Source organism: Variovorax sp. GW821-FHT09D04, from assembly GCF_059416405.1.
Genome location: NZ_JBWKPA010000003.1, coordinates 385,130 through 402,092, shown reverse-complemented (window position 1 = coordinate 402,092; position 16,963 = coordinate 385,130). Strand labels below are relative to the sequence as shown.

9 protein-coding genes are annotated in these 16,963 nt (G+C 69.3%); 6 read left to right on the top strand and 3 right to left on the bottom strand.

What is annotated here, in order from left to right; translation table 11 throughout:
* A partial coding sequence (locus AC07O4_RS12170; RefSeq protein WP_495304666.1) for an ESPR-type extended signal peptide-containing protein occupies positions 1 to 7,428 on the bottom strand: 7,428 nt, incomplete at its 3' end.
* A 313-nt stretch (positions 7,429 to 7,741) separates the two neighbouring features.
* On the opposite strand from AC07O4_RS12170, the gene AC07O4_RS12165 reads away from it, so the two are divergent.
* Genes AC07O4_RS12165 through AC07O4_RS12155 form a run of 3 tightly spaced genes read left to right on the top strand, consistent with a single transcriptional unit; the run spans position 7,742 to position 12,153 of the window.
* Positions 7,742 to 8,488 carry a response regulator transcription factor gene (locus AC07O4_RS12165; RefSeq protein WP_062474555.1) on the top strand — a complete coding sequence of 249 codons (747 nt, stop codon included), beginning with the start codon at positions 7,742 to 7,744 and terminating at the stop codon, positions 8,486 to 8,488.
* Positions 8,488 to 9,780, top strand: coding sequence for a FecR family protein (locus AC07O4_RS12160; RefSeq protein WP_495304665.1), 1,293 nt, complete (start codon positions 8,488 to 8,490; stop codon positions 9,778 to 9,780). Before AC07O4_RS12165 ends, AC07O4_RS12160 begins: the two co-directional genes overlap by 1 nt.
* A gap of 15 nt (positions 9,781 to 9,795) precedes the next feature.
* Positions 9,796 to 12,153 (top strand): CHASE2 domain-containing protein, encoded by a 2,358-nt coding sequence (locus tag AC07O4_RS12155; RefSeq protein WP_495304664.1) that lies wholly within the window; start codon positions 9,796 to 9,798, stop codon positions 12,151 to 12,153.
* 207 nt (positions 12,154 to 12,360) lie between these two features.
* Here AC07O4_RS12155 and AC07O4_RS12150 read toward each other — a convergent pair whose 3' ends face one another.
* Together AC07O4_RS12150 and AC07O4_RS12145 are read right to left on the bottom strand one after the other, a co-directional pair.
* Positions 12,361 to 13,590 (bottom strand): CaiB/BaiF CoA transferase family protein, encoded by a 1,230-nt coding sequence (locus tag AC07O4_RS12150; protein WP_495304663.1) that lies wholly within the window; start codon positions 13,588 to 13,590, stop codon positions 12,361 to 12,363.
* Between the two features lie 4 nt (positions 13,591 to 13,594).
* Positions 13,595 to 14,566 (bottom strand): Bug family tripartite tricarboxylate transporter substrate binding protein, encoded by a 972-nt coding sequence (locus tag AC07O4_RS12145; RefSeq protein ID WP_495304662.1) that lies wholly within the window; start codon positions 14,564 to 14,566, stop codon positions 13,595 to 13,597.
* 100 nt (positions 14,567 to 14,666) lie between these two features.
* Here AC07O4_RS12145 and AC07O4_RS12140 point away from each other — a divergent pair, with 100 nt between their 5' ends.
* The 3 genes from AC07O4_RS12140 (at position 14,667) to AC07O4_RS12130 (ending at position 16,942) form a co-directional block, all read left to right on the top strand.
* A complete protein-coding gene (locus AC07O4_RS12140) occupies positions 14,667 to 15,566 on the top strand; it encodes a LysR family transcriptional regulator (protein ID WP_495304661.1) in 900 nt (299 codons plus the stop codon).
* A 56-nt stretch (positions 15,567 to 15,622) separates the two neighbouring features.
* Complete coding sequence (locus tag AC07O4_RS12135) at positions 15,623 to 16,066, top strand: SRPBCC family protein (protein WP_495304660.1); 444 nt, start codon at positions 15,623 to 15,625, stop codon at positions 16,064 to 16,066.
* Between the two features lie 69 nt (positions 16,067 to 16,135).
* Positions 16,136 to 16,942, top strand: a complete 807-nt coding sequence (locus tag AC07O4_RS12130) for a transglutaminase-like domain-containing protein (RefSeq protein ID WP_495304659.1) — start codon at positions 16,136 to 16,138, stop codon at positions 16,940 to 16,942.
* Positions 16,943 to 16,963: the final 21 nt, after the last annotated feature.

Sequence of the window (16,963 nt, the reverse complement as noted above, 5' to 3'; positions counted from 1 at the left end):
GTTGGTGACACCGCTGAGGTTCACGCTGCCGCTGGTCACGCCGCCTGCGGCCACCGCAGTGGTCGTGGTGCCGTTGTTGACCGTCAGGCCCGTGGTGTTGAGCACGCTTTGGCCTACGGTCACGCTGTTGTTGACCTTGACGTCATCGGCCAGCTTGAAGTCCAGGTTCGTACCGCTTCGCGTGATGGCGATGTTGCTGTCCGAATTGCTGAAGTCGACCTTGGCGCCCGGTGCAACGTTGCCGCCCGTGGCTTCGCCGTTGGCCGCGACATTCCAGCCTGCGCCGGCGGTGTCGTTGACCTTCTTCAGTTGCTCTTCAGTGGCCGCACGCCCCACGGTTGCAAAGCTCGGGTCGGTCAACGTCGTGTTGCTGAGGCCCTGAATGTCGTTGGTGACACCGCTGAGGTTCACGCTGCCGCTGGTCACGCCGCCTGCGGCCACCGCAGTGGTCGTGGTGCCGTTGTTCACCGTCAGGCCCGTGGTGTTCAGCACGCTCTGGCCCACGGTCACGCTGTTGTTGACCTTGACGTCGTCCGCCAGCTTGAAGTCGAGATTCGTGCCTGTGCGGGTGATCGAGATGTTGCTGTCGGAGTTGCTGAAGTCGACCTTGCCGCCAGGCGTCACATTGCCACCCGTGGCCTCGCCGTTGGCCGCCACGTTCCAACCTGCGCTGGCCGTGTCGTTGACGATCTTGAGCTGCTCTTCAGTGGCCGCACGGCCCACCGTCGCAAAGCTCGGATCGGTCAGCGTCTTGTTGCTCAGCCCTTGGATGTCGTTGGTCACGCCGCTCAGGCTGACCGTTCCACTGGTCACGCCACCGGCAGCCATCGCCGTCGTGGTCGCGCCGTTGGTCACGGTCGTGCCTGTCGCCGACATCGTCGTGACATTGCCCGCGCCGTCGTTCACCGTCAGGCCCGTCGTGTTCAGCACGCTCTGGCCCACGGTCACACTGTTGTTGACCTTCACGTCATCTGCCAGCTTGAAGTCGAGGTTCGTACCGCTTCGCGTGATCGCGATATTGCTGTCCGAATTGCTGAAGTCCACCTTGCCGCCCGGCGCGACGTTGCCTCCCGTGGCTTCGCCGTTCGCCGCCACGTTCCAGCCTGCGCTGGCCGTGTCATTGACGATCTTGAGCTGTTCTTCCGTGGCCCCACGGCCCACGGTCGCAAAGCTCGGGTCGGTCAGCGTCTTGTTGCTCAGGCCCTGAATGTCGTTCGTCACGCCGCTCAGGTTGACCGAGCCACTGGTCACGCCGCCTGCCGCGACCGCGGTGGTGGTCGTTCCGTTGTTGACCGTCAGACCGGTGGTGTTCAGCACGCTCTGGCCCACGGTCACGCTGTTGTTGACCTTCACGTCATCCGCCAGCTTGAAGTCGAGGTTCGTACCGCTGCGGGTGATCGTGACGTTGCTGTCGGAGTTGCTGAAGTCCACCTTGCCGCCAGGCGCGACATTGCCGCCCGTGGCCTCACCGTTCGCTGCCACGTTCCAGCCTGCGCTGGCCGTGTCATTGACGATCTTGAGCTGTTCTTCCGTAGCTCCACGGCCCACAGTCGCGAAGCTTGGATCAGTCAACGTCTTGTTGCTCAGCCCTTGGATGTCGTTGGTCACGCCACTCAAATTGACCGAGCCACTGGTCACGCCACCTGCCGCGACTGCGGTGGTGGTCGTTCCGTTGTTCACCGTCAGGCCCGTGGTGTTGAGCACGCTCTGCCCCACCGTCACGCTGTTGTTGACCTTCACGTCGTCAGCGAGCTTGAAGTCAAGGTTCGAACCGCTGCGGGTGATCGTGACGTTGCTGTCGGAGTTACTGAAGTCCACCTTGCCGCCAGGCGCCACATTGCCACCCGTGGCCTCGCCGTTGGCCGCCACGTTCCAACCTGCGCTGGCCGTGTCATTGACGATCTTGAGCTGCTCTTCAGTCGCTGCACGGCCCACCGTCGCGAAGCTCGGATCGGTCAGCGTCTTGTTGCTCAGCCCCTGGATGTCGTTCGTCACCCCGCTCAGCTTGACCGTCCCGCTGGTCACGCCACCGGCCGCAACGGCCGTGGTGGTCGTTCCATCGTTCACCGTCAGGCCCGTGGTGTTGAGCACGCTCTGCCCCACCGTCACGCTGTTGTTGACCTTCACATCGTCAGCGAGCTTGAAGTCGAGATCCGTGCCGGTGCGCGTGATCGCGATGTTGCTGTCCGAGTTGCTGAAGTCGACCTTGGCCCCTGGGGCCACATTGCCGCCCGTGGCTTCACCATTGGCAGCCACATTCCATCCCGCGTTGGCGGTCGCATCGACGGCCTTGAGCTGGCTCACGTTCACCGCATCCGTATCGACCGCGCCGGCCGCCACGTTGGTGATGCGCCGCTCGGCACCCACGCCGCCTACTGACACTTCGCCCACCGGCACCGCTCCGGCGACCGAGGTTGCGCCCGGCGGCACGTAGGCCGCGTTCGCGTTCAACGTCGCCAGGTCCGTGGCCGTGGTGCTGTTGGCACCGAGCGCCACCGCGTTCGCGTAGGTGGCGCTGGCATCGGTGCCGATGCTGACGCCGCTGTCGCCCGTGGCCTTGGCACGGGTGCCGATGGCAACGGTGTTGCTGGCGCTGATGTTCTCGCCCGCGTTCAAGCCGATCGCGACGTTGGCGCTGCCCTGGACCCCGCCGCCGGAAAGGCCGCCCAGCGCCACGTTGAAGGCGCCGTTGGTGCCCTGCCCCGCGGAACTTCCGATGCCCACGTTGGAGAAACCGGTCGTGACCGCCCCGCCGTTCACGCCAATGCCGATGTTGGAGTCACCGGTGACGCGGGCGCCCGCGCTCAACCCGAGCGCGGTGTTGTTCCCGCCCGTCACCGACACACCGGCGCTGTTGCCGACGGCCGTGTTGTCCGCTCCCGCCACCTGCCGGCCCGCGCCGTACCCGACGAAGGTGTTGTGCGAATTGCCAGCCGCCGTGCTGCCCGAGCCGGCCAAGTTGCCGACCGCCACGGTGCCCACGCCCGCGGCCACGGCATCCACGCCTGCCGCGATCGCATTGATGCCGGTCGCGCCCTTGTTGTCGTAGTTGCCGCCCTGCGTGCCGTTGTCGTTCACGCTGTAGTAGTGCGTCTGCGCGCCCTTGAGCTGGCTCACGTTGACGGCATCCGTATCGTCCGAACCCGCCGCCACGTTGGTGATGCGCCGCTCCTTGCCCGCGCTGCCCACCGACACCTCGCCCACCGGCGCGGCGCCGGCCACGGCCGTCGCGCCTGCCGGCACATAGGCGTTCTTGAGCGCCAGCGCGGCTGCGTCCTGCGTCGCCTTCGAATCCGCGCCCAGCGCCACGCTGTTGACGGCGGCAGCCTGCGCGCCATGGCCGACGGCAACGCCGTCGTCCTTGCTGGCCACGGCGCTGTTGCCGATGCTCACTGTGTTGTTGGCAGTGATGCCGGCAAACGTCGCGGTGTCGACGATGCCTGCCAGGCTGCCGATGGCGATGTTGCTGCTGCCTGTCGTTCCAGCGCCGGCCAGGGCACCGATGCCGATGTTCGCATCGCCGACGACGGAGGCCCCCGACAAGTCGCCCATGGCGATGTTGTCGTTGCCGGTCACGGACTGACCCGCACTGCCGCCAACCGCAGTGTTGTAGGTGCCCTTGGTCCCCATGCCGCTGTAAGCACCCATCGCCAGGTTGTAGTCGCCCTGGACACTCTGCCCCGCCGCAATGCCGAACGCAGCGTTCGAGCTGCCCGCCACGTCCTTGCCCGCAGCGGAGCCCACCGCGGTGTTGCTGGACCCCACGACACCGCCACCCGCTTCGGTGCCGATGCCCACGTTGTTCTGGCCGGCCAGGCCGGCGCTGGCACCCACACCGGCCAGATAGCCGATGGACACGCTGCGCTCGCCGTTCGCCTGCGCGCCCACGCCCGCCGCCAGTGCGTTGATGCCGGTGGCGCCGTCGTTGGCGTAGTTGCCGCCCTGCACGCCGTTGTCGTTCACGCTGTAGTAATGCGTCTGCCCCGCCTTGAGCTGCGCGACGTTCACTGCGTCGGTGGCTTGCGTGCCCGCCGCCACGTTCGTGATCTGGCGTGTCTGCCCGTTGCCGCCCACGCTCACCGCGCCCAACGTGCTCTTCCATGTGGCCGAGGTGTCCGTCGAAGCCAATCCCGTGGCCGGGTCGAAGCCCGCCACGCCCTTGTCCGTGCTCGCCACCGATTTGCTGCCCAGCGCCACGCCGTCGGCCACCGTCACGCTGGTCGAATCGCCCAGTGCCGTGGCATTGGCCACGTTGACATTGACGTTGTTGCCCAGCACGAAGGTGTTGTTCGCCGCAGCGCCCAGCGTGTTGTTGTTTCCCACGCTGTAGCTGTTGGCGCCGTCGATCACGCTCGGGTCGCCGATGGCGCCGCTGTTGTTACCGTTGACGATGTTGCCGGTGCCGATGCTGATCGACTGCGTGCCCAGCGCCTGGGCGCCCGTGCCGATCGCGATGGCGCGCTCGGCATTGGCAAATGCCTGGGTGCCCAGGGCGATCGTGTCGCTCGCCGTCGTCGGCGTGATGTTCCCGGAGGCCACATCGCCGGCAAGGCCCGCGGCCGAGCCGATCGCCAGGTTGCGGTTGCCGCTCACCAGGGCCCCTGCCGTCTGGCCGAGCGCGATGTTTTCGTTGCCGTCGGCGGCAAGACCGGCGTTCTGGCCCAGCGCCACGTTGCTGTTGCCCTTGGCGATCGAGCCCGCCCCCGCACCGATGGCCAGATTCGCATCACCCTGGGTGCCAAGCCCCGCCCCCTGCCCGATCGCGGCATTGCCCGAACCCACGACGCTGGCGCCCGCCGAAGTGCCCATGCCGATGTTGCCGTCGCCCTTCACGAACGCGCCCGCGGCGAAGCCCCATGCGGCATTGCTGTCGCCCTCGGTGTTTGCGCCCGCCAGGTTGCCGAAGGCCGAGTTGGCGGTGCCCTTGGAGAAGATGCCCGCCCCCGCGCCGATGAAGCTGTTCAGGTCGCCCTCCGACGAGCTGCCGGCCGTCGCCCCGATGAAGGTGTTGCTGTTGCCCGACGCCGCCTGCCCTGCGTTGTTGCCGATGGCGGTGATGTCCGCGCCCGCGCTCTTGTTGCCGGCACCGGAGCCGATGAAGGTTCCCGTCAGCACGGTCGAATCCTTGCCCGCGCTTGCGCCGATTGCCACCGTGCCGCCCTTGGCGGCAGAGGCCTGGGTTCCGATCGCCACGCCGTTCGCGCCGGCCGCGTTGGCCTGGTAGCCCTGCGCAATCGCATAGTGGCCGCCGGCCGTCGCGCCGTGGCCCATGGCGGTCGCATGGTCCCCGCCGGCCTTGGCATCGACGCCCGAGGCGATGGCGTTGAGGCCCGTGGCGCCCTTGTTGTCGTAGTTGCCGCCCGCAACGCCGTTGTCGTTCACGCTGTAGTAGTGCGTCTGCGCCGCCTTGAGCTGCGCGACGTTCACCGCATCGGTGGCTTGCGTGCCCGCCGCCACGTTCGTGATCTGGCGCGTCTGGCCATTGCCGCCCACACTCACCGCGCCCAGCGTGCTCTTCCACGTGGCCGAGGTGTCCGTCGAGGCCTTGCCCGTGGCCGGGTCGAAGCCCGCCACGCCCTTGTCCGTGCTCGCCACCGACTTGCTGCCCAGCGCAGCGCCGTCAGCCACCGTCACGCTGGTCGAGTCGCCCAGCGCAGTCGCGTTGGCCACGTTGACATTGACGTTGTTGCCCAGCACGAAGGTGTTGCTCGCCGCAGCACCCAGCGTGTTGTTGTTGCCCACGCTGTAGCTGTTGGCGCCGTCGATCGTGCTCGGATCGCCGATGGCGCCGCTGTTGTTGCCGTTGACGACGTTGCCCGTGCCGATGCTGATCGACTGCGTGCCGTTGGCCTGGGCACCCTTGCCCATGGCAATGGAGGCTTCGCCCTTCGCAAAGGCGCTGTCGCCCACCGCCACGCTGGACACACCGAAAGCCTTGCTCGCCGTGCCGATGGCCACGGCGGCCTTGTCGCCGGCGACCGCCGACGAGCCCAGCGCCACGGCGTCGTCGCCGGTGGCGCGCGACAGGTGGCCGATGGCCGTCGTGCGGCTGGCGTCGATGCCGGCCACGCCGTTGCGCTGGAACGCCTGGGTGACCGAGGTCTGCAGCTCGGCGGCGGTGACCAGCACGTTGCCGCTGCTGGCCTCGACGACGTTGCCGCTGGCGTCCAGGGTGTAGGTGCCGTCGGCCAGGCCGGCCTCGGTCACGCCGCGCGTGGCCAGAAAGCCCATGTACTCGGTCTGCGCCGCCAGGCTCGCCGCCTGCACAGCGGCCTGGGAGATCGGGGCGTTCGGGTCCTGCGCGGCCAGCGCCAGGTTGGCGCTGGCCAGGGTGCCGAGCGCGATGTTGTTGCTGCCCTTGGCCTGAAAGCCCGCCATCGTGCCCTGGTTGATGTTCTGGTCGCCCGTCACGAACTGGCCGGCGCGCTGGCCCACCGCGACGTTGCGATTGCCGGCCGACAGCCCGCCCGCGCCGTAGCCCATGCCGGCGTTTTCGTCGCCCTGCACCGCAAAACCCGCCTGGTTGCCGACATAGGAATTGCGCGCGCCATTGCCGCTCGCGCCCGAGCCGCTGCCGACGAAGGTGTTGAGCGAATTGCTGAAATCGTTCGGGTCGGTCTTGGCGGGGCGGCCCATGCCCGCGAACGTGCCGATCGCGACGGTGTCGTAGCCGGCTTCGGCGCGCGAACCCAGCGCCGTGCCGCGTCCCTCGGCCTTGGCCGAGCCGCCCAAGGCGACGGAGTTGCCTTCGGTGGCGGTGGCATAGGTGCCGACTGCCACGGAACTCCAGTTCTCGGTCGGTCCGGTCAGGCGGTCGCCGCCGCTTGCAATCGCAGCCCGGCCGATGGCGATGTCGCCGAGCTTGTGTGCCTCGGCGCCATTGCCCATGGCGACGGTGTCGTTCGCGAGCGCCTTGGCGTCGGGGCCGATCGCCACGCTGTTGACGCCGATGGCGCCCGAGTTGGCCTGGGTCGAGTTGCCGACCGCCGTCGAGTTCACGTGCAGGTACGGTGTCTCGTCGACATTCACCCAACGACCGTTCTTCCAGGTCATCAGCCCGACGCCGAGGCCGTTGGCCGAGGTGCCTGCCGTGGTGTTGAAGACGACCATGCCTTCCACCGGCGTGGGCGCGGCGAGGCCCCAGGTCGATGCGTCGGCCAATGCCACGCGCGGCATCAGCACGCCCTTGTTCGGTACGCCCGGGCCCGGCTCCGCACCGATCGTCAACCAAGCACTGGGGTCCGGGTTCGGCGTCCCGATCCCGACCTGCGCGAGCGCCGGCCCGCCCAACAGGAGCATGCCCAGGCCCAGCGCCGCGAGTTGGCGTTGCGCGCTGCGGCTCTTCTTGCCTCGGGCCGAAGCAATTTCCGACGCGGCAACCCAAGCGCCCAGCGCCTCATTCCAGATGGATCGATAAGACTTGTTCATTTCCCCTGTTCCTCGGATGCAAGCCGGCCTTACTCCGCAGGATCGCGACATGGCGAGCGGAGATGACCGGAGATGTGGAGTGATCGGAGCGCCGGGTGGCGCTACAGGGGGCGGATGATGTCGAGGGCCTTCGAGGGCCGAAGGGGCGGCGTGAGGTTTGGTCAGATTTGCAGTCAGCTTTAGGCTGCATTTGTGAATTTCTTTACTACTTCATAACCATCGCCAACAATGTTGCTAACGTTCACGCTACGGAATTCGTCAGATTTCGGGTGTGGATTCACTGTCAAAATTGCCGCCGCCACCCCTGGAGTCCATGCGCATCGCCATCCTTGAAGACGACCCGAACCAGCTCTCGCATCTCGTGCGGACACTCGAGCAGCTGTTAACAATTGGCGAGACGAATGTGACCTGCATCACGTTTTCGAACGGGTCGACCTTGCAACAGGCACTGCGGCGCGAAAGCTTCGATCTGCTGGTGCTCGACTGGAACGTGCCCGGCCTGGCCGGCGTCGAATTGCTGCAGTGGCTGCGCAAGTGGCAGACCGACAAGGTGCCGGTGCTCATGCTGAGTTCGCGCGCTTCCGAGCACGACGTGGTGCAGGCGCTGAACCTCGGCGCCGACGACTACATCGTCAAACCCTTCCGACCGCTCGAACTGCGCGCCCGCGTGCAGCGCCTGATGGCCCGGCGCGTGCCGCTCGCGCCGTCCGACGGCGAGCGCTTCGGCCGCTGGGAGTTCGAACGGGTGTCGCAAAGCGTGCTGATCCACCCGGCCCCGGGCGACGACGCCGCGCCGCAGCGGCATGCCCTCACCGACCGCGAATTCAAGCTCGCGCTGACGCTGTTCCAGCACATGGGCGACACGGTGTCGCGCGCGCATCTGCTCGAAAGCGCCGGCTACAGCAACGAAGAGCTGCCTTCGCGCACGCTGGACAGCCACATCTACCGGTTGCGCAGCAAGCTCGGCCTCGAAGCCGAAAGCGGACTGAGCCTGCGCACGGTGTACGGCCGCGGCTACCGGCTCGAGGCCACGCAACACGCACCGCAGGCCGATTCCTGATGGCGACGACGCACCCAACCCCGTTCCGCCCGCACCGCCTCCTGGCCTGCGCCGCGCTGCTCGTCGCCACGGCGGCGGGCGCGCAGTCGCCGCACGTGGTGAAGCCCGGCGAAACCCTGTGGGGCATCTCGGGCCAGCAGCTGGACACGCCGCTGCGTTGGCCCGAAGTGCAGCAGCGCAACCAGGTGGGCGAGCCGCGCCTGCTGCAACCGGGTACGGTGCTCTACTTTGCCGACGGCCGGCTCGTGCCCGAGGGCGCGGCGGTGGTCACTGCGGTCGAAGGCCGGGCCTCGCGCAAGCGCGCGGGCGTGCCTGAACAGGTCCTCACGCCCGGCCTGCCGATCCAGGCCGGCGACACGCTCATCACCGGCACCGATGCCTTCGTGACCCTCGGGGTGGCGGGCGGCAGCCGCGTCGTGCTGCCCTCGCGCAGCGCGCTGGAGGTGCTGGCCATCGATGCCAACACGGTGCGGCTGCGGCTCATCGAAGGCCGCGTCGAATCGCAGGTGCACAAGCAGCAGCCGAACCAGCAGTTCGAGATCCGCGCGCGGTCGATGGGCCTGGGCGTGCGCGGCACGCACTTCCGCGTGCGCGACGAAGACGGCGTGCTGACGGGCGAAGTGATTTCGGGCGAAGTGGTGGTGCAGCGCACCGCACAGTCCGAACCGCCGCTCGTGCTGCGCGAAGGCCGCGGCGCGGTGCTGCTGGAGAGCGGCCCGTCGCAAGCGCAGGGTCTGCTGCCGGCGCCCCAGCTGGTGCCCGAAACGACGGCGCGCAACGACCGCACGTTCCGCTTCACGCCCGTTGCGGGCGCGCAAACCTACCGCCTGCAATTGGCGCGCGACGAGCGCTTCCTGCTGCCGGTGTACGAACAACGCGGCCCAGGACCTTCCTTCACGGTGCCGGCGGAACTGCCATCGGGCCTGTACCAGTTGCGCCTCACGGCCTTCGATGCCGCCCGGCTCGAAGGGCTGCCGGGCGACGGCACGGTCTACCTGCCCACGGTCGAAGGCGGCGCGAGCGGCCAGAGCACGTCGACCGCACTGCCCGACGGGCGCGTGGAGGTCCGCTGGCCGGGCATCGCGGGCCAGCGCTACACCTTCGAACTCGCGCGCAGCCCTGACTTCGCCGTGTTGCTGGTCAACGAGCCCGCGGTCTATGCCACCGGCATGACGCTCGGCCCCTTCGCGCTCGGCGGGCGCTACCACTGGCGCGCGCGCCAGGCCACCCCCGACGGTGCGGCGTCCGCAGCGACCGGTTTCGGCGGAAGCTTCGACATTCCGGCGCGCTGAAGCGGGGCCACGCGCATGCGCCTCGTCGTCGAACGCCTGCTGATGGCGCTGCTGCTGCCGCTGGCCATGCTCGGCCTGGCGCACCGCCCGGGCCTGCTGCAGATGGATGCGTACATCCACGACCGCCTGCTGATCCTGGCCTCGCACCGGGCGTCGGCCGACATCCTGATCATCGCCATCGACGAGCACAGCTTGCGCGAACTCGGGCGCTGGCCCTGGAGCCGCGCGACCCACGCGCGCCTGCTCGAGCGGCTCGCGCCGGCGGCGCCGCGCGCGGTGCTGCTCGATCTCTTCCTGACCGAGCCGAGCGCCGACCCGCGCGAAGACGCGCACCTGGCGCGGGCCATGGGCCTGCTGCCCGTGTACCTGCCGCTGCTGCACGCGAGCCCCCTGGCTTTCACGAGCCACGAATGGCCGGGCTTCCTGCCACCGCTGCCGGACTTTGCCGCCCAGGCCCGCGGCGTGGGGCACGCCGGCCTCGCGCCAGACGCCGACGGCGTGGCGCGCACGCTGTACCTGCTCGAGGGCTATCCGAACCAGCAGCAGCCCTACGTGGGCGCGCTGATGGCGCAGCGCGTCCCGCCGGCCGTGGTCGACCCCGAGGCGACGCCGGTCGACTGGTTGCGCCAGAGCCCGCTGCGCCTGCTGTTCGCCGGCCCGCGCGGCAGCTACCGCACCGTGCCCTACGTGAGCGTGCTGCGCGGCGAAGTGCCCGCCGAGCTGCTGCGCGACAAGCTGCTGCTCGTGGGCGCCACCGCGCCCGGCCTCGGCGACCAGACGCTCACGCCCAACGCCGGCATCCGCGGCGTGCTGCCCGGCGTGGAGGTGCATGCCAATGCCATCGACAACCTGATGCACGGGCGCAACGTGAGCGTGTCGCCGCCGCTGTGGCACGCGGCCTGGACCGTGGTGCCGCTGTGGCTCGCGCTGTGGCTGCTGGTCCGGCGGGGCCGGCACGCATTGCCGATCGCCGCCGGCCTCGCGAGCGCGTGCCTGCTGATCAGCAGCGTCGCCATGCTGGCGTGGCACCACTGGCTGCCGCCTGTCGCGCCGATGCTCGGCCTGGCCATCCTCTACCTGCTGTGGAGCTGGCGCCGTCTCGAATCGCAGTTCGTCTACCTGCGCAAGCGCGCGCAGGTGCTCGACGCCCTGCCCGGCGGCACCTTCGAAGTCATGCCGGCCCGCTCGCCGGCGCCCGCCGACCCGGCGGAGCATCCCAAGCAGGCGCTCGACCGCGCCATTGCACGCCTGCGGCGCATGCAGCAACTCATGGACAAGGCCATGCAGGCGATGCCCGTGGCCATGCTGATCTGCGACGAAGAGGGGCGCATCGGGTCGGGCAACGCGGCGGCCTTCCGGCTGCTGGGCGCCGGTGCGATGCCATCGCACGAGGACGATGGCCAGGCCCCGCCCGCGCTGCGCGGCGTGCGCCTGCCCGAGCTGATCGCGCCGCTGGCCGTGCCGCCCGCCAGCGGCGCGCCTCCCCGCACGGACGCCGCCCACTGGACCGACCGGCTGCACGGCGAGTACGCGACCCCCGACGCGCGCGTGTTCCGCCTGGAGGCCGCGGCCTTCAGCGGCGACGCGCCCGAAGACCGGGGCTGGGTCGTGATGCTGCCCGAGCTCACGGCCGAGCGCGAAGCGCAGCGCCAGCGCGACGAATGGCGCCAGTTCCTGTCGCACGACCTGCGCAGCCCGCAGGTCACGATCCTCAGCATCCTGTCGATGCACCCCACGGCCGATGCCGACATGCGTTCGGCCATCGGCCGCGAAGCCGAGCGCACCCTCGCGATGGCCGAGGGCTTCATGGATTTCGCGCTCGCCGAATCGGACGACTACCGCTTTGCGGACACGCATGTCGGCGCCGTGCTGCTCGATGCCAGAGACCAGGTGTGGCACTACGCGCAGTCCCATGGCGTGCGCGTCGAAGCCCGCATCGACGACGCCGCAGGCGACACGATCCTGCGCGCCGACGGGGCCTTGCTGACCCGCGCCATCGTCAACCTGCTGAACAACGCCATCCGCCACAGCCCGTCCGGCCGCCGTGTGGAATTGGGCATGGCCATCGAACCTGGCGCGGACGCGGCCAGCGTCCGGATCTCCGTCAGCGACCAGGGCTCGGGCATGACGCCCGGACAGCTCGACGCCCTGCTCCACGCGCCGCGCGGCCGGCGCGCGCCCACCGCGCCGGAAGCCGCCCCCGGCGAGACGAAAGGCACGGGCACACGGCGCATGGGGCTGGGCTTTTCCGTCGTGCGCGCGGTGGTCCAGAAACACAACGGCACCCTGGGCGCGGACAGCACGCCCGGTGCCGGCACCACCGTCTGGCTGCGGCTGCCCCTGCCCGGTTCGCGCCTTAGCACATCGAAGTGACGGGTTTTCCAATCCCGATGGGGACAATGTTGTGGAAAACCGTGTGCGCAGCGCGCGAAACCCTTGCCTGGCGGGGCCTGCAACACGGTGCCTGCGAAACAGGCAGCGACGCTGAAAAACCTGGAGAAATATTTTTCTCGGCGTTTTCGCCACACTTTCGGCGGCGAATCGGGTCGCGCCGCAGCACCGGCGGGACCACCGTGGCGCTCAGTCCGAGGGCTCGCTCGCCGCGCCGTCGGCGAGCATGGCCGCGATGGCCGAGGCCTCCAGCCCGGCTTCGGCCAGGAGGCGGCGGGTGTCCGCGCCGCGACGCACCGGCGCGCGCAGCGAAGGCGTCAGCGGCTCGCTGGACGTGAAGCCGATGCCCGGCACCGGCACCCGCCGCGCGCCGTTCGGCAACGGCAGCTCCACGTGCGGCCAGTCGCGCGCCATCTGTGCCGCCGCCTGTGCGGGGCGCATCACCGGCGTGGCGGGCACGCCGTGGCGGGTCAGCAGCGCATCCCATTCGGCCGTGCTCCGTCCGCCCAGCGCCTGGCCCAGCAGCGCCTGCGCGCGCGGCACGTCGCGCAGTTCGGCGGCCTCGTGCAGTGCCGACAGCAGCGAGGCGTCCGTGCCGGTTTCGCGCAGCGCATTCAGCAGCCCCTTCGCCTGGTCGGCCGCATTGCAGACGATGGCCAGCTGGCCGTCGGCCACCTCGAAAGTGCCCGACAGGGGGCTGCCGGAAAACGCGGTCGAGGCGCTGCGCGGCATCTCCATGCCGCTGACCAGCGGCCCCGCGTAGGTGGGCGCCATCAGCGTGAGCGCCGCGCCCATCATCGACACCTGGAGCCATTCGCCGCGCACGCGCGCCTCGCCGTTCGGTCGGTCGCGCCGGTAGAGCGCGCTCATCACCGCCAGCGCGGCCTGCTGGCCCACGGCGTAGTCGACGAGCGGAAAACCCACCCGCTGCGGCTTGCCGTCGCGGTCGGCGTTGGCCGCCATGAGCCCGCTCGCGGCCTGGATCACGTGGTCGTAAGCGCGCCGGTCCGATGCGGGGCCGAAGCCGGTGATCGAGCAGACGACCAGCTGCGGATGGCGCGCGATCAGTTGCTGCGGATCGAAGCCGAGCGCCGCCAGCTTGCCGGGCCGGAAGTTCTCCAGCAGCACATCTGCGCTGCCGATCAGTTCGGCCAGCGCCTGTTTCGCCCGCGGGTCGCGCGCATCGATGGCCAGCGAGTGCTTGCCCGCGCCCTGCGTCACGAAGGTCTCGCCCAGTCCGAGGGCGGTCAGTTCGGCGTCCAGGCCCTTGGCGCGGATCATGTCGTCGCCGTCGGCGCGCTCGATGCGGATCACCTCGGCGCCGAGCAGGCCGAGCTGGTAGCCGGCGAAGGGGCCGGCCAGCACGTGGGTCCAGTCGATGACGCGCAAGCCGGCCAGGGGTGTGGGGGTCGATGTCATCGCGTCACTCCGGCTTGACGCCACTGTTCTTCACATAGCGCGCCCAGCGGGCGATCTCTTCCCTGGCGAAGCGGCGGCCTTCTTCCAGATTGAACGCCAGCGGCTGCGTTCCGCTGCTGGCGCGCAGTTGCACCGACTCCGGCGATGCCGACGATTTGCGGATGGCCGCATGCAGCGTCTCGACGATGGGCGCGGGCGTGCCCGCGGGCACGAACACGGCGGTCCATCCGGTGATCTCGAAATCGGCAATGCCTTGTTCGCGGAACGTGCCGACGTCCGGCGTGGCCGGATAGCGCCGCGCGGCGGCCACGGCCAGCGGCTTCAGCTTGTTCCCGTCGATGAAGACCTTGGCCACCGACGCGTCGGAAAACGCGAAGTCGATGTGCCCGCCAGCCAGGTCCGCCAGCGATTGCGGGTTCGACTTGTAGGGAACCGTGACCGCGTCGATGCCCGCCGACTTGCGAAAGATCTCGCAGGCCACCTGCGTCACCGCGTTGCCGCTGCCGCACCTGAGCGCGTTCGGATGGGCCTTGCCGTAGGCCATCAGGTCGGCCAGGTTGCGCCACTTGGCGCTGGCCGCGACGTACAGCGAGATCGGGCTGGTGCCCAGGCCCGCCACCATCTCGAACGACCCGGGTTCATAGCCGAGCCTGGCCGGGAAGAACGAGAAATTGACGGCGTTGGTCGTGGCCGAGCCGATCAGCAATGTGTACCCGTCGGGCTTCGCGCGTGCTGCGGCCGCCGTTCCCAGCGCGCCGTTCGCGCCCTGCTTGTTGTCGACGATGACGGGCGTCTTCAGGATGTCCGTCAGGTCCTTGGCCAGCACGCGCGCACCGATGTCGGTGCCGCTGCCCGCGGCGAACGGAACCACCAGCGTGATGGCGCGCGAAGGATAGGCCGCTTGCGCGCAGGCCGAGGCAGTCCCCAGGGCCCAGAAGGCGCACAGGGCGCCCAGGAAGAAAGAACTGCGAAGCATGAGGGGTGTGTCTCCTGGTGGTGTCCGGGCTGAACGATAGGTTGCCGCCCGGCGCGCAGCAACCTACATTCCGTGGCGACCTTTTCCACTTTGGAAAACCATGAACTTGAACGACCTCCATCTGGCCGTGGTGATCGCGCGCGAAGGCGGGCTGAGCCATGCCTCGGCCTGCCTCGGCATTTCACCGGGCACCCTGAGCAAGGCCGTGACGCGGCTCGAGCGCGCCACCAAGGTCAAGCTGTTCGAACGGCTGGCCCGGGGCATGCGCCCCACCGAGCTGGGCCAGGCCTTCCTGAAGCGGGCGCAGCGCATCGACCTGGATGCCACCGACCTGCATGCGGAACTGCGCGACCTGCGGCAGGCGCGCACCGGCGTGCTGCGCTGCGGCGTCGGCGACGGCATTCCCGACCGCTGGGTGCTGCCGGTGGTGGCCGCGCTCATCGAGCGCGGGATCCGCGTGGACCTGTCGGGTGGCAACTCCGATTCGCTCACGCGGGCCGTCGCCATGGGCGAGCTGGAGTTCGCCCTGACCGGCCTGCACAAGAAACCAGCGGCCGCGCTGGCATGGGAAGGCCTGCGGGACGACCCGCTGTTGCCCATGGCGCCGATCGGCCATCCGCTGGCACGCACCCGGCGCGAGGTGGGCTGGGACCAGTTGGCGCAGGCGCGGTGGATCGTCATGGCGCCCGGCACCTCGACGCACACCGAGTTCGAAGCGAACTTCCGCGCGCACCGGCTCGACCCGCCTGCGCCGGTGGGCACCTCGCGTTCGTCCCAGCGCGAGCTGGCGTTGGTGCGCTCGCTGGGCGCCTTGATGCCCGTGCCGCGTTCGGTGCTGAAAGAGCCGCCGGTCGCGGCGCAGTTCGTGCCGGTCAGCCCCGTCGGCGGATGGCGATCGACCCGTCGCGTGGGCATCGTGCGGCGCGCCGGCGGCTACCTGAGCCCATCGGCATCGCAGGCGATGGAGGCGCTGGAAGCCATCCTGCGCAAGGAGCGCTGACGACCGCAGGCGCAAGGCATGCGTTAGGCTCCACGCCCCCTTCAACCCCTCCTCCCATGCACATCGAAGAACGCATCCACATCGCCGTCCCGCCCCGGGTCATCGACCGCATCTGGAGCGAGGTCGACCGATGGCACCTGTGGGACCCGGACACCAAGGAAGCTCGACTCGACGGCCCCTTCGCCGTGGGCACCAAGGGCCGGATCGTTCCGCAAAAAGGCATGGGCGTTCCGATGGTGGTCACGGAGCGCTCCGAGGGCCAGTCGTTCACCGCACAGGGCTACATCCCCCTGTTTCGCATGCACTTCAAGCACACGGTGTCTGCAACAGACAGCGGCTCGGACGTGGTGCACCGCGTGTGGTTCACCGGCGCCCTGGCCTTCCTGTTCGGGCCGGGCGTCGCCAAGCAGGTTCGGCATGGACTGCCCCGGACCATGCGGTCGCTGAAGGCCTATGCCGAGCAGCGCCACGCCACGTCGGGGTCCGGCGACGCCCCCTGAAAGCCGCCGCGCGCTGGCATCGCACCGCGAATTCCCGCGCGCTGGCGAATGAAGGCGCATCATGGGCCGATGAACATCCAGCTCGGTTTCGAGATCGCCTACCAGTTTCCCCGGCCGACGCCGATGATCCTGGCCCTCAGCATTCACTACTCGCGCGCCTCGGACCTCCTGCGCCCGGACCATCTGCTCACGAAACCGGCCGTTCCCACCACCGCGTACCGTGACCTGTTCGGGAACTGGTGCACACGCCTGGTCGCCCCCGCGGGCCGCTTCGTGTTGAGCACGGACACCGTGGTCCACGACAGCGGCGCACCCGACGTCGTCGTGCCCTCGGCGCCGCAGGTGCCGGTGGAGTACCTGCCCGAATCCACCCTGCTCTACCTGCTGGGCAGCCGGTACTGCGAAACCGACCTGCTGTCCGACTTCGCCTGGCAGCGCTTCGGCAACGGCCCGACCGGCTGGGGCCGCGTGCAGGCGGTGTGCGACTTCGTGCACCAGCACATCGAGTTCGGCTACGAGCATGCGCGGCGCACTCGCTCGGCGTTCGAAGCCTTCAAGGAAGGGCAAGGCGTGTGCCGCGACTATGCGCACCTGGCCATCACGCTGTGCCGCTGCCTGAACATTCCGGCCCGCTATTGCAGCGGCTACCTCGGCGATGTCGGCACGCCGCCGCCGCACGGCACGATGGACTTCGCGGGCTGGTTCGAGGCCTTCCTGGGCGACCGCTGGTACACCTTCGACGCGCGCAACAACGTGCCCCGCATCGGCCGCGTGCTGATCGCGCAAGGGCGCGACGCCAGCGACGTCGCACTGTCCAACACCTTCGGGCCCAACGAACTGGTTGGATTCAGGGTGTGGTGCGACGAGGTGCAGTGAACTGAATCGCCGGTCGCACAC